This window comes from Sporosarcina sp. P7 (assembly GCF_002743425.1).
Lineage (GTDB): Bacteria > Bacillota > Bacilli > Bacillales_A > Planococcaceae > Sporosarcina.
This window is the reverse complement of record NZ_PDZF01000026.1, coordinates 1-13,569: the sequence shown is the minus strand read 5'-3', so window position 1 is coordinate 13,569 and position 13,569 is coordinate 1. Positions and strand designations below refer to the sequence as shown.

17 protein-coding genes are annotated in these 13,569 nt (G+C 43.7%); 11 read left to right on the top strand and 6 right to left on the bottom strand.

Annotation, left to right across the window (positions count from 1 at the left end; translation table 11 throughout):
• Positions 1–561 precede the first annotated feature (561 nt).
• From CSV60_RS15370 to CSV60_RS15355, 4 genes are all read left to right on the top strand, one after another.
• Positions 562–1,131 carry a hypothetical protein gene (locus tag CSV60_RS15370; protein WP_099637580.1) on the top strand — a complete coding sequence of 190 codons (570 nt, stop codon included), beginning with the start codon at positions 562–564 and terminating at the stop codon, positions 1,129–1,131.
• A gap of 113 nt (positions 1,132–1,244) precedes the next feature.
• Positions 1,245–1,730: a Cys-tRNA(Pro) deacylase gene (ybaK, locus tag CSV60_RS15365; protein ID WP_099631196.1), complete on the top strand. Its 486-nt coding sequence runs from the start codon at positions 1,245–1,247 to the stop codon at positions 1,728–1,730.
• A 77-nt stretch (positions 1,731–1,807) separates the two neighbouring features.
• Positions 1,808–2,446 carry a YczE/YyaS/YitT family protein gene (locus CSV60_RS15360; protein WP_099631351.1) on the top strand — a complete coding sequence of 213 codons (639 nt, stop codon included), beginning with the start codon at positions 1,808–1,810 and terminating at the stop codon, positions 2,444–2,446.
• 69 nt (positions 2,447–2,515) lie between these two features.
• Entirely contained in the window at positions 2,516–3,610 is a 1,095-nt protein-coding gene (locus CSV60_RS15355; protein WP_099672301.1) for a hypothetical protein, read from the top strand.
• Positions 3,611–3,650: 40 nt separating this feature from the next.
• Here CSV60_RS15355 and bshB2 read toward each other — a convergent pair whose 3' ends face one another.
• From bshB2 to thiD, 3 genes are all read right to left on the bottom strand, one after another.
• A complete protein-coding gene (gene bshB2 / locus CSV60_RS15350) occupies positions 3,651–4,325 on the bottom strand; it encodes a bacillithiol biosynthesis deacetylase BshB2 (protein ID WP_099631198.1) in 675 nt (224 codons plus the stop codon).
• A gap of 13 nt (positions 4,326–4,338) precedes the next feature.
• The gene (locus CSV60_RS15345; RefSeq protein ID WP_099631199.1) at positions 4,339–4,689 is read right to left on the bottom strand and encodes a YojF family protein; all 351 of its coding nucleotides are present in this window, start codon (positions 4,687–4,689) and stop codon (positions 4,339–4,341) included.
• 126 nt (positions 4,690–4,815) lie between these two features.
• Positions 4,816–5,649, bottom strand: coding sequence for a bifunctional hydroxymethylpyrimidine kinase/phosphomethylpyrimidine kinase (thiD, locus tag CSV60_RS15340; RefSeq protein WP_099631200.1), 834 nt, complete (start codon positions 5,647–5,649; stop codon positions 4,816–4,818).
• A 194-nt stretch (positions 5,650–5,843) separates the two neighbouring features.
• On the opposite strand from thiD, the gene CSV60_RS15335 reads away from it, so the two are divergent.
• The 5 genes from CSV60_RS15335 (at position 5,844) to CSV60_RS15315 (ending at position 8,221) form a co-directional block, all read left to right on the top strand.
• Entirely contained in the window at positions 5,844–6,599 is a 756-nt protein-coding gene (locus tag CSV60_RS15335) for a DUF4230 domain-containing protein (RefSeq protein WP_099637578.1), read from the top strand.
• A complete protein-coding gene (locus CSV60_RS15330; protein ID WP_369823657.1) occupies positions 6,599–7,282 on the top strand; it encodes a uracil-DNA glycosylase in 684 nt (227 codons plus the stop codon). Before CSV60_RS15335 ends, CSV60_RS15330 begins: the two co-directional genes overlap by 1 nt.
• A 23-nt stretch (positions 7,283–7,305) precedes the next feature.
• Complete coding sequence (locus CSV60_RS16095) at positions 7,306–7,482, top strand: uracil-DNA glycosylase (protein WP_099637576.1); 177 nt, start codon at positions 7,306–7,308, stop codon at positions 7,480–7,482.
• Positions 7,479–7,742, top strand: a complete 264-nt coding sequence (locus CSV60_RS15320; RefSeq protein ID WP_099637575.1) for a YwdI family protein — start codon at positions 7,479–7,481, stop codon at positions 7,740–7,742. The genes CSV60_RS16095 and CSV60_RS15320 overlap by 4 nt, the downstream gene beginning before the upstream one ends.
• 98 nt (positions 7,743–7,840) lie before the next feature.
• Entirely contained in the window at positions 7,841–8,221 is a 381-nt protein-coding gene (locus CSV60_RS15315) for a DUF423 domain-containing protein (protein WP_099637574.1), read from the top strand.
• 35 nt (positions 8,222–8,256) lie between these two features.
• Here the strand turns inward: CSV60_RS15315 and gerQ are convergent, their stop codons facing one another.
• Positions 8,257–8,601: a spore coat protein GerQ gene (gene gerQ, locus CSV60_RS15310; protein ID WP_099631205.1), complete on the bottom strand. Its 345-nt coding sequence runs from the start codon at positions 8,599–8,601 to the stop codon at positions 8,257–8,259.
• An 839-nt stretch (positions 8,602–9,440) separates the two neighbouring features.
• Positions 9,441–10,190: a hydrogen peroxide-dependent heme synthase gene (gene hemQ / locus CSV60_RS15300; RefSeq protein ID WP_099637573.1), complete on the bottom strand. Its 750-nt coding sequence runs from the start codon at positions 10,188–10,190 to the stop codon at positions 9,441–9,443.
• A gap of 214 nt (positions 10,191–10,404) precedes the next feature.
• On the opposite strand from hemQ, the gene pta reads away from it, so the two are divergent.
• Both pta and lipL read left to right on the top strand, forming a co-directional pair.
• The gene (gene pta / locus CSV60_RS15295) at positions 10,405–11,376 is read left to right on the top strand and encodes a phosphate acetyltransferase (RefSeq protein ID WP_099631208.1); all 972 of its coding nucleotides are present in this window, start codon (positions 10,405–10,407) and stop codon (positions 11,374–11,376) included.
• Between the two features lie 66 nt (positions 11,377–11,442).
• Positions 11,443–12,279, top strand: coding sequence for an octanoyl-[GcvH]:protein N-octanoyltransferase (lipL, locus tag CSV60_RS15290; protein WP_099637572.1), 837 nt, complete (start codon positions 11,443–11,445; stop codon positions 12,277–12,279).
• Positions 12,280–12,298: 19 nt separating this feature from the next.
• Here the strand turns inward: lipL and CSV60_RS15285 are convergent, their stop codons facing one another.
• Complete coding sequence (locus tag CSV60_RS15285) at positions 12,299–12,937, bottom strand: RsfA family transcriptional regulator (protein ID WP_099637571.1); 639 nt, start codon at positions 12,935–12,937, stop codon at positions 12,299–12,301.
• Between the last annotated feature and the right edge of the window lie 632 nt (positions 12,938–13,569).

Sequence of the window (13,569 nt, the reverse complement as noted above, 5' to 3'; positions counted from 1 at the left end):
TATTATTAGGGGTCAAGTAGTCGATGCCTTGACACCCCCGAATCATACCAAGGGGACTTTTCTATTTCAATAGGGCTCCACTAACCAAACAGGAATGCTCCGGGAGGATCAGCGAGAGCCGTAGCGAAGGACGGCTTTTGCGAGTAAAAGCGTAGCGTTAGGAGCATGTACTTTAATTGCTAGCATTTGAGTAAGCCACGCCCTCCGGAAAGCGTCCCCAGCTGGAGCTTCAATCCCATGCACTAACTAACTATTCATTACAAACACCATTCGATCTTGAGCTTCAGCACTTTTGCCACACACTACATCAAGTGGTGTGCGGTGTTGTTTGATCACATATGAAAAAGGGTACTCTTACTACACATATTCCCATAACAAACACTAGTAAATACCGCCCGGCTCGCATATCCATATAGTATGAAATGCGTACCTAAAGGATAAAATGAAAATACCAATCCCGCGCGAATCCAATCTTTTGACGGATTGGCAGTTTACGCGCTTCTGCGTAAACTAGTTATACTAGCTGTACATATCGAAAAAACCTATTCGGAGGTGGGTACCATGAATGCTGTAATAGGGTTTGCGAACGCCGCCGAACAACTACAGCGGTATGATGCAATCCGGAAAAAGAATGCTGAAAATGCTTATGAACGACAAACAGAATTTCGTGAACTAGCGCAAAAGACCAAAGATGAATTGGTCACATTGCTACGCGGAAACTCGCAACCAATTGAAATATCGGAAGAAATGCAAACAGACTTTCAGAAGCTTGGTGCGGGACAGATGAAGAATATCTCGATTCCGCTCGGTAATAACTTGGATGAAACAATTGATTTATGGCGTGAAGTCCGCAAAGAGGCATACTCTAAATCACCACCAACGACAGCGGATTATCAGCTAGCTAGTAATGCATCTGCGAAAATCACACAAGCTGAACTACAATTAGCGTTACATAATCGGACCAAAACTATTCGTGATCTCATGAGTAGCGTCGACAGTACCGCAGCAACTAATAGACCGAATCGTATGCAACAACAATATAGTCATGCATTTACTCTCTATCAAGTGCAAAATCAAGCCAGAATGAATCAGTACGACATGGATCAGCCACAAATGAATATCAGCATTTGATCTGATTCGTTTGAAAATGAAGCCCGTTTTGCTGGAATCCAGTGAAATGGGCTTTTTCACATTATATATTCTGCTAGCTATCTACTAAATTGAAGAAAAGGGGAGTACTACTTATGTCAAAGAAAAAGTTGCCGAAAACCAACGCAATTCGCATCATCGAAAGCGAGAAGATTCCCTATGAAATTCATAGCTATCAAACGGATGACAGTCAGAATGATGGGGTTTCCGTTGCGAATAAAACGAATGAACCGGTCTCTACCGTTTATAAAACGCTCGTTGCCATGGCAAGTAAAACAGACTTACTCGTCTTTATCATTCCCGTTTCGGATGAGTTAGACTTGAAAAAAGCAGCGAAAACCGCAGGCTTTAAAAAAGTCGAAATGCTGCCTATGAAAGAATTGACGAAAGAAACGGGCTATGTCCGTGGCGGTTGTTCGCCAATCGGTATGAAACGTGAATTTCCGACATTCATTGATCAACAAGCTGAAACGCTCGACTATATGTATGTCAGTGCGGGCAAAGTCGGATTGCAAATGAAATTGTCACCACAAGACTTGGCACGGGTTGCAAAAGCACAATTTAGTGATCTCGTAAAGTAAGTACATAGCAACTTTCTTGATTTCTGTTACAATGAATCCATGAGTACACTGATATTTTAGAAGAAAGAAGAATGTATATGCGTAATTTATTAGCTTGGCGATGGATATTTTTCATCGCGGGAATGATGATCATGTCGCTTGGCATCTCGTTGATGATTAAAGGTCAGCGGCTTGGGATTGCTCCGTGGGACGTGCTCCATCTCGGTTTGTATCAAAACTTCGGATTAACGATAGGATCATGGAGTATTATATCGGGTTTTGTTATCATTTCGGTGACATCGATTATTTTGAGGGAATGGCCGAGACTAGGTACATGGCTTAATATGTTGGTCATCGGATTATTTATCGACTTTTTCAACTGGCTTTTACCTGATGTGACTTCATTGACAGTGCAAATTATTTATTTCATCGCCGGTGTATTCGTCTTATCCTATGGGGTAGGAATATATGTATCACCGAATCTTGGGGCTGGACCTCGGGATAGCTTGATGCTGTTGTTTGTTGAAAAGTTTGGCTGGAGTCTTCGATTGGTACGGACCGCGATTGAAGCGATTGCCACACTTATCGGTTTCTTGCTTGGTGGACCTGTAGGGGTCGGTACATTGGTTGTCGTCCTATTCTCTGGTCAAATCATTCAAATTGCCTTACCACAATGTAAGAAAATGTTATTGAAGATCACTCATCAAACGGACGAAAAAGTTTTATTACACTATTAAGGAGCATAAGCCTACTCGGCTGTGCTTTTTTTATTTACCTATACATATGATGAAATGAAGAAAGAAAGGATGGTCAATATATACGGACATATTACAGAATATATGGGAACGGCTTATACAGGACAAGGCGTGCAACATAAGTATGAAGAGTTGCTCACGGAGTCAAAAAAGACGATATTTTTGAAGTGTTTGCCTACGCATTCCTTATCGCAAGTGCTCAATGACTTGGCGGTCTATTTTGTCAACAAGGGCTTTAGTGTGGATCGATTCATGAATCCAGGACATGTGGATAAAACCGATGCAATTTTCGTTGAAGGACTGGAACTTTTCATCTTGCAAGCATCCCATCCGGTTTCCTTCGAGCCGACAGATCTTGGTAACCGCCATAAAGTCTTTTGTTTTTATGACGTCTATCATCAAGATCAGCTACTCGGACGGCATGATGAGGTGAGTGCTTTGTTGAAAGAAGAGAAAACACGTTTTGGTCAGTCGTTGAAAGAGTTAAAACGGGCAAAAGCGATTCATGATGAATGGGAAGCAGTGAATATCGCACGCATGGATTGGCCCCGCCACGAAGAGATTACGGAAGAATTAAAGCGAGAATTATTTGGAACGATTGAACTAACGAAATCAGCCCATGTCTCGCATCGGATCGTCGGTTCATTATCATCTGGCAGCGCACATGATTTCATCCCGTCTATCACGAAACGTACAAAACGTCGCTTTTTGATCAAGGGATTACCGGGCACAGGCAAGTCGACGATGATGCGGGCGTTAGGAGACGAAGCGCAGCGACGTGGGTTAGATGTGTTATACGGTTGGTGTGGATTGGATCCCGCAAGTATCGACTTAGTACTGTTTCCTGAGTTATCGGTGTGCCTGTTCGATTCGACACAACCTCATGCCTACGATGCGGAAAGTCCGCGCGATGAATTAGTAGATATTGTGCCGTTATGTGCAGAAGATGAAGAAGCCGAGAGACAAATCGATGATATACGACACCGTTATCAAACAGTAATTAGAGAAGCAGGAAGTCAGATGCAAATCGCGGTACAATCACAAAATAACGTAAGAATTCAAATGGATCGTGCATTAAACGTGGAAGTGTTTGAAAAGAAGTTGCAGGATTTATATGCCTTTATTAAAGCGTTTGAAGAGAAGTGATTTTGTATAAGATACAAAAAAACCGCAGATTTGCGGTTTTTTACGTGAAATCATGAATATAAAACGCTTCGTTATATAACCAGTCAAGTGCATCTTTATCGTTTGCAGCCCATCGTTTTTCCATGTCGGGTAGCATCCAAACCGTCTGGGAGGCATGTGCACGTAAGGCGGCAATCTTTTTATCTGCCACGTCAGGTGTATGATGCACAACCTGCGGCTCACCAAGTTGGTTCAACGTGTCATTATCGAAGGCTTTCATGTACAGTACCGGTCGATTCGCTTCCGGCATGCGGCTCATCGCTTCAATCACAGCTACGCCCGTTGCGTTGTGGTCGGGGTGTACAGCAAGCGTTGGGTGGAATGAGATGACCAATGAAGGATGTAATTCATCAATGAGGTCAGTCATCATTTTAACCAGCTTTTCCGGATCTTCAAATTCTATCGTTTTGTCGCGCAGTCCCATCATGCGTAAATCTGTCAATCCCATTGCATCACACGCATCTAGCAACTCTTGTTTACGGATTTGTGGTAGTGTTTCGCGGTTTGCGAAAGGAGGATTTCCTAGATTACGGCCCATTTCGCCTAGTGTCAAGCAAGCATACGTAACGGGTACGCCCATTTCAATATATTGTGCAATCGTTCCAGCGATGCCGAATGATTCATCATCAGGATGAGGGAATACAACGAGTACGTGTCGTTCTTTTTGCAACATCAAAAAATCTCCTTTCTTAATAAGTAAATGGTGTTTCGCTAATTTCAAGCGCTACCGCTAGTTTTCCATCAGGTCCGAGTCCCGCCATCAGTAAACGATTATGTTCGTCAACTGTATAGTGCGTGATCCCTTGTGCGTAAATCCAACCACTCGGCAATTTCAAACCGATACGGTGTGGAGATTCGCCCGTCACCTTACCAAGTTCGTAGCGAATAATGACATTACGAATAAATGCGCCGGCATTAAAAAAACCTTCTTGAAAATGGGAAGCATACGATCCATTTGTCGTTTCTAAATGTATGTAGACATCTTTATTGGCAAAGGAGTCCAGTAACTCCTGTAAACGTTTCACGTCAACCGTTTCCATACTCATCCTCCTAAATCTTGCAGGCATTACGCTGCAATCTTTCTATTTAGTATTATATAGATATTGCAGTTTGAATGCGATTAGACGGCTTATAAGTCGGGACTACATCTGACTTATAAGCATTCATTATACTTCCTGCAACTTTACATGTGGCCCGTCGAACTGATTTTTCGCGCCGTGCATGACAGGTCCTACATACTCATTAAGCTTCCAACCGTGCGCAATGGCTGCTGTGACAAACTGCTTCGCTTGAATGACTGCGTCTTTGATCGACAACCCGTTTGCCAAATTTGCTGTAATAGCAGCTGCAAATGTACAGCCCGCTCCGTGATTATGATAGGTATCGGATCTTTCTGATTTCAGTAACGTAAACGTCGAACCATCGTAAAACAAATCCACCGCTTCTTCATGATCGAGTTGTTTGCCGCCTTTAATCACGACATTACGAGCGCCGAGTTTATGAATTTTCTGCGCCGCCATTTTCATGTCATCTATTGTTTTCGGTGTTTTCATAGAGGCTAATTGTCCCGCTTCGAATAAATTTGGTGTGACGATTTCTGCTTTCGGTAGGAGATAGGTAATCATTGCATCCGTATTCCCAGGATTCAATACTTCATCCTCACCTTTACACACCATGACAGGGTCGATCACGACATGATCCAAACCAGATTCATCAATTGCCTGACCTGCCGTTCGAATGACTTCTTCTGTGCTCAACATACCGGTTTTGATAGCATCAATTCCAGTAGATAACGCTGTTTTCAATTGGGCCTTTACGACATCAATCGGCAATGAGTAGACATTATGTGACCAATTCTGATCGGGATCCATCGTGACAATCACTGTCACTGCCGTCATACCGTACGTACCGTGCTCTTGAAAAGTTTTTAAATCTGCTTGAATTCCTGCACCGCCTGATGTATCCGATCCTGCAATCGTCAAGGTTTTCTTTAATGACATAATAACTCTCTCCTTCGCATCCTACATTTTGTTGTTACGTATAGTATACAACTAATTGTCGAAATACAAACAACTCAGGTATGATGAAAGTCTAGAAAGCTTGTAATACGTACAGATCTTGCCAATGAAACTTATTATTCGACAGAACGTATAAATAGAAACGGAGTGTTGGAACAAACGAGAGGATGTGAGCCATGAGTAAGCATGAATCGTCTAAAAGAGAGAAGAAGGAATGGACGGAAGCTAATGCCCAATCAGCTGTAACATTCGCCGGACGGAAAAAGACCAAACGTAAGCAAAGGGGAGGAATTCTCGAACTTGCTTTTACTTTATGGTCTTCATGGAGAAGGACATATATTTTAGTCATTGTACTATTAGTCGCCGCACTTATTACCCTGCCAATCGCAGGCTTTTATTTAATGCAATTGGGCTCTACTTTTTCGGAACAAAAGACGGCATTTGTCGAGCGTGTCCAAGAGCTACAGGAACTAACAACGGCAGAAGCTTACTCCAAAGTGCTCATCAAACGCACTGACAATGAATTATTCGGTAAAAACATTGGAGTCAATTTTCCTGGGACGAAGCGGAACTTATTAGTAGTTATTCCAGGTTCCATCAAAGCCGGAATTGATCTTAGTGAAATCACCGAGCAAGATATGCGAGTGGATGAAGACGAAAAGCGTATTGAGCTGACAATACCGAAAGCTGATTTTCTCGGTGGTGCAGAACTGTACTTCGATAAAGTAGAAGTCTATTCTGTAGAAGGGTTATTCCGTGGAAAAGCAGATATTAAAGAAGGCTATGAGCTAGCGAATGAAGCCAAAACATTAATAATGGAAGAGGCATCCGAACAAGGTGTCCTAGAATCCGCAGAGCAAAATGCAGTAAAAACGCTAAAAGACATGTTTTCATTTGCAGGCTATCAACTAGATATTGAATTTAAGGAGTGATGCATATGGCAGCAGAGTTTCGTAATGATTGGGATCACATACTAAAAGATGAATTCGATAAAACATATTATCAGGAATTGCGTACTTTTCTTCGCGAAGAATACACAAATCACATCATCTATCCGCAAATGTCTGATATGTGGACAGCTTTTAAATTGACGCCTTTTCGGGATGTCAAAGTCGTGATTTTGGGCCAAGATCCTTATCATGGACCCAAACAGGCTCATGGTATGAGTTTTTCTGTCCAGCCTGGCGTAAAAGTGCCACCGAGTTTACGTAATATCTTCAAAGAACTATCATCAGATATTGGAATTGATGCCCCGACTGAAGGAACGTTGACAGGGTGGGCTGAACAAGGTGTATTATTATTGAATACTGTACTCACTGTGCGCGAAGGGGCAGCCGCTTCGCATCGTGGGAAAGGTTGGGAACTCTTTACGGACGAAGTCATTCGTAAACTGTCGATGCGCAGTGCACCAATCGTTTTCATTTTATGGGGAAGACATGCGCAGGAAAAAACGGCATTGATCAACCGCAGACGCCATGCAATTATAGAATCGCCTCATCCGAGTCCATTTAGTGCATCCAGAGGATTCTTTGGCAGTAAGCCGTTTACTAAAGCGAATGAGTATTTACGCGAGTGGGGAGAAGAGCCGATAGATTGGGCGAAAACGACCAAGTGATGAATGAGAAAGGATGTGTAACGATGGCAGTCAATTGCTTCGACTGTATCTTCTTTTATACGACTTGGGATCCCGCAAGTCCGCGGGGCTGCAAGGCATATGGATTCAAGACGAAAATGTTACCATCTATAGTGGTAAAGCGCTCCTCTGGTATGGAGTGTATGAAATTTGAACCGAAAAAGGGGATAAAAATGCGATGATCACAGCTGCACAAATGCTCGGAGAAATGGAGCGACAAGTCCGCTTGGCGAAACAAACACAGGATGAAGCAGCACGAAGAGAAGCGATCTATGCTGTGCGAACATTATGTAATTTGATGCTTGGTGATGAAAGGCCATCTGTACCGTCCATCCCGCATGCTATACAAACGAGCACTGTACATGCGACGCCAATTACGTCGCTGAACGAGCAACCATTGCGTGAAGAGGATGCCAATGGAGAGTCGCTGTTTGACTTCTGATAGCACCAAAAATCGTTCAAACACCTGTCATTTTATAAGTTTCAATATGGTAGACTGGAAACAGGATATACAACATTCGTTAGAAAGAAGGAATCATTATGCCGTTTTTCATTATCGCAGGAGCTATTAATGCCGCGATTGCAGTTGGATTTGGGGCATTTGGTGCACACGCATTGAAAGATCGCCTTTCCGAACATTACTTAGCCGTCTGGGAAACCGCGGTACACTATCAGATGTTCCATGCGATTGCATTACTCGCAATTGGTATTTTGATGAGCGACACATTGCTTGGACCATCGACGCAACTATCATGGGCAGGCTATTTAATTCTGGCGGGTATCGTTATTTTCTCTGGAAGCCTGTATGTACTCAGCTTATCTGGAATCGGAATACTTGGCGCCATCACGCCGATTGGTGGCGTTGCATTCATCGTAGGGTGGATGATGTTGATCATTGCTGCAGTGAAATTTGGAAGGTAACATAGGAAAACCGCTCACGCATGAGCGGTTTTTTCTTATGGCGTTTGGTTGAAGTAATTTACTTCCTCTGGGAACTCCGCATAATCGAAGTAGATCATAGGGAATAAATAACGTCGACCTGTCTTGGCTTCACTGAGGATGACGTGATCGCGTCCTGCAGCTTCTACCATACCCGTGATCGCTTTTGTGTTCTTGCCTGCTTCTACCGCATGTTCGAATGAAAAATGAAAGACACCGGGTTTTCCTCTGTTAAGCCGTAAGATATTCTCGATGTAGGACTGCTCTCTAAAAGGCGGTGTTGGTACGTTCCCCTGTACATTTGTTTGTGGTGGGACCATTTGTTGCTGGGCATAGCCGGGATTCCAATAATATTGAACCATTTCAACATCCTCTCCAGATCTGTTAGTTTTACTCGCGGGCAGTCTTGTAGGGCCAGGGAAGTGTGCGTTGCGTGTTGATGGAGTCTGTGTGAGACGGGCAAGCGCTTTTATTCCCTCTTGTTTGTCGCGGTGACAGCTAAAGCAAAACCCCCTTGGTTGTATCTTATGTTGGAGGGTGAGTGGGTATGAATGAAGTTTTTTGAAGAGGTAGGTTCAAAGTTAGGGGAAGGCACCGTTACGCTACGTTCCAGGCGGACGCGTTCGGGAGGGCCCGCGGTAAGCCCCCTAGTCGCTTTGCTCCTTTAGTGGTCTTACCTGTCGGGCTGATCCTCCCCGAGTCGCCGCCTTCCACTTCGCTTCACTAGTGTTTCCATTTTGAATTGGAGTGGGGAGTTCAAGAATTGGGGAATGCAACGTTACGCTGCGTTCCAGGCGGACGCGTTCTGGAGGGTCCGCGTTGAGCCAACCAGGTCGCAAGTGCAAAGATATGCTCCTAACGCTTTGCTTTTACTCGCAAAAGCCGTCCTTCGTAACGGCTCTCACTTCGCTTCACTAGTATCTCTTTCTGGTGTTGGAGAGTGAAATTCAAGACCTTATGTTGTGTCTAAAGTTAACTAAGTTAGAAGCCAACAATAATTCTCTTGCTATTAACAGTGATAGTTCTAAGTAACACCGTAGCGTTAGGAGCATGCACTTTTATAGGTTGCATTTGAGTAAGCCACGCCCTCCGGAAAGCGTCTCCAGCTGGAGCTTCAATCCCGAACCACTAGCCCTATATCCCTCTTTTTTCGCAACAAAAAAGCCGCGAAGTGTTTCATTCGCGGCTTGGATCTAACCTATTATACTTCGAAAAATGCTTCGCGCTTGTCTGCGTCTAAAATTGTACCGACGAAGAATGAGCCGAATACGCCGTAGCGTGCGCTGACCTCGTCAAAACGCATTTCATAGATGAGTTTTTTGAACTGTAACACGTCATCGGAGAACAGCGTGACGCCCCACTCGTAATCATCAAAGCCGACGGAGCCGGAAATGATTTGCTTCACCTTACCTGCATAACCGCGGCCGATCATGCCATGGCTGCGCATTAAACTTTTGCGGTGGTCCATGTCGAGCATGTACCAGTTATCTTCGCCTTCGCGCTTCTTATCCATTGGATAGAAACAAACGTATTGGCTACGAGGTAATTCAGGATACAGACGTCCGCGTACATGCGGATTCTGGTATGGATCTTCGTCAGATTCACCTGCTAAGTAGTTCGATAACTCTACTACTGATACGTAGGAATACGCTGGAATTGTGTAATCCGCGATGATTAACTTATTGAATTCTGCTTCCAACTGCTGAAGTTCATCCATTGTAGGACGTAATGTCATTAGCATGAAGTCTGCCTTTTGACCAACGACTGTATAAAATGCATGACTACCTGTCTTAGCATCATCCGCTTCTTGTATACGCTCCAAAAAAGTTAGGAATTCATTGACTGCTGCCTGACGCTCTTCTTTTGAAATCAATTTCCAAGAAGCCCAGTCCATCGTGCGAAAATCGTGAAGTACATACCAACCGTCTAATGTAATAGCTGCTTCGTTCACTTGAATTCAGTCTCCTTTTAAAATAAAGTAGTTTCTATATCAAGTGTATCATAAACAGTCTTTACTCGTTAAGGAATAAGGTTAGACCCACAATAGACATTACAAAAATGAATATCTAATGGGCAGTTATCTGAAAACTTCAGAATTCTTAGTGTATTAATGGGGCTTTTCAGGTATGATAAATAGGAAAATATAACAAGGGTGGGAATTACACATGGCAGATCTTTTTGAAGGTATTCGTAAAACATTGGAAGGTAAAGGAAAGACGATTGTATTACCTGAAGGTGAGGACATAAGAATAGTAGAAGCGGCTGTACATCTTCAACAAGAGGGGATTATAACGCCAGTTTTATTAGGTAATGAAGAAGCGGTAAATAAAGTAGCAAAAGAAGGTGGCTTTGATATTTCCGAGATTAAGTTGATTGATCCTGCAAACGCTTCCTATTTTGAAGAACTGGCGGAGAAATTCGTTGAGCGTCGTGGAGGAAAAGCTACAATCGAGCAAGCGCGCGAGCAATTGAAAGATGTAAACTATTTCGGAACTATGCTAATCTATACAGGACGTGTAGACGGTTTGGTGAGTGGAGCTGCACATTCGACGGCGGATACAGTTCGTCCTGCATTGCAAATTATCAAGACGAAGCCTGGCGTTTCAAAAACGAGTGGTGCTTTCATTATGATGAAAGAAGAAGAGCGTCTAATTTTTGCGGACTGTGCCATTACTGTGAATCCTTCAGCCAAAGAGTTAGCTGAAATCGCTGTGGAAAGTACGAAAACTGCAAAGGCATTCGGAATTGATCCACGCGTTGCGATGCTTTCATTCTCTACTACAGGTTCTGCTGTGACAGAAGAGACGAAAAAAGTGGTGGAAGCGGCTAGAATTGCTAAAGAATTGGCACCTGACCTATTGATTGACGGAGAATTCCAATTTGATGCAGCGTATGTACCAAGTGTAGCAGCGAAAAAAGCTCCAGAATCCGTCATCAAAGGCGATGCAAACGTCTTTATTTTCCCGACATTGGACGCTGGAAACATCGGCTACAAATTGACAGAACGTCTAGGTGGATACGAAGCGATTGGTCCGATCCTTCAAGGCTTAAATGGTCCCGTCAACGACTTGTCACGCGGCTGTTCTGCAGAAGATGTCTATAAACTTTCTATCATCACAGCAGCCCAGAGCCTATAATGACAGGCTCGTAGTTTGTGAACCGTCTACATATAATCCAGATCAATCACTATAGGAGAGCTAGACATGTCACAAGATAAACATTTACTAAATCAACCAGCTTGGCGTTTCATCGACGAATCCATTTCGGCACGCAATCGTTCTGCGCTCGAATCCTTCGCCATGGATGATACGTTATGCCAATTAGTTGGGCAGCAACAAAGTGTACCGGTTGTCAGGACATGGGTACATGATAAGACGATCGTGTTAGGTATTCAAGATCATCGAATGCCATTTATTCAACAAGCGATGGAAGGAATTGAGCAGCATGGCTATCAGTCGATCGTTCGCAATTCGGGAGGGCTTGCAGTCGTCTTAGATGAAGGGATAGTAAATATTTCCTTAATCTTCTCTGAACAAAAGTCTTCGATTGACATTCCGATAGGCTACGAAGCGATGGTATCACTAGTTCAGCTATTATTTCCTGAGCTTGGCGAACGGATAGAAGCCTATGAAATTGTCGGATCTTATTGTCCTGGATCGTATGACTTAAGTGTCGATGGCAAGAAATTCGCTGGGGTTTCACAGCGTCGTTTGCGTCAAGGTGTCGCTGTGCAAGTATATTTATGCGTTGAAGGCAGTGGTTCCGAACGTGCGGAGTTAATACGTGAAGTCTATGAGAAGGGGTTGCAGGGCCAACAGACGAAATTCAGTTATCCTGTAATTCAACCTGATACAATGGCATCGTTATCGGAAATTCTGGATACGCATTTGACGGTTAATGAAGTCGTTATTCGTCTGCAGATATTGTTGCGCTCGTTGACGGAAGATGTGCGTCACGATGGGTTAACAGACGAGGAAATGGAATTGTACGCATTCTATTTGCGACGTGTCTTTGAACGCAATCAAAAGATGTTATCCTAGTACGAAAAAAAGCTGCCAATCAGTTATTGATTGGCGGCTCTTTTGATGTGATTAGATTACCATTTGGCTCCATTTTAAATAATGGTGCAACGTGCTCGCTTTCTTCATTTAAAGCAATTAATCGACGTGCGCGGTTCATGATTTGGACGAATTGCTCATAGTCTTCTTTCAACGTTTTATTCTCTTTTTTCAGATCTTCAATTTGCATTTCTAGCGATTTCATTTGTTCCGTCGCTGTTTTTGCCGTTTGTCTCCATCGAAGTGCATCCGTATCCGCACCGCCATTATGATGCATACGAATCAAATAGGCAATGACCGTGTCGAGGGATAGGGCTGATAATGGAACCTGGATTTTTTCCTGGCCATCTGCGCCTGTCTCGGGGCTGTACATTTGCTGATTACGTCTTTTAAAATCTGTACCTAGCACACGTAACGTTTGCTTTCTCTCTTTCTTCGCTTCAGAGAGTTCACCCTCGTAGTCTCTTCGAACAACTGCATTCCATCTGAACCCACAAGCTGCTGCTGTTCGGTTCAGGGCGTCACCTACTTCTTCAAATGCACCTAGCTGTGTACTTCCTTCTCTTACATGTCGTAGCACCGTCTCTGCCAATAATTCATCGTCTTGTTCTAACCAAGCGTCTTGTCTAACTTTCACCATCTCCATGCCTCCTGTCTTGTACTCTCTTTCTACTGCCATTATGACCACGGGATGAGTCTTTTATTCAGAGAGTTATAAAATTCTATGAAGATGGTAATAAAATGGGCGGGTTTTTAGGTGAGTGGGAGTTAAGTAAAGTCAGTCGGGTGAGGCTGGCAGGGTGTTGGGGTGGGAATTTGCGCTACGGAGGGGAAGCTTCCTGAGGGCCCGCGGCAAGCCAACCAGTTCGCTAGTGCAAAAGACGTTCTTCGTGACGGCTCTCGCTCCCTTGGTTGTCTCGCCTGTCGGGCTGATCCTCTGGGAGTCGCCCCACCTACGCGCCAATCCCTAGCAATGTGTGTGGGTGATACTTATAGAAGTTCATTGAAGTTAGGATTGTGATTAGAGTTGTGTAGGAACTTGAACTTAATCAAGCTCAAAGACAACAAAAACTTACACACTGCTTACAAAGGGTGAACCACGTTCTACCACTTACCATGTAGGATTGCTGCGGAAGCTGGGGCGACTCCCTCTTGGAAATACGATAGTGACAAGGTTTATCGCGTTCTAAGTATGACCAAAAAATATTTTTCTGCATGTATCCGCAGTATGCATTCCTTAAAATACATGACTTTACGTATTCTGGAAGTACG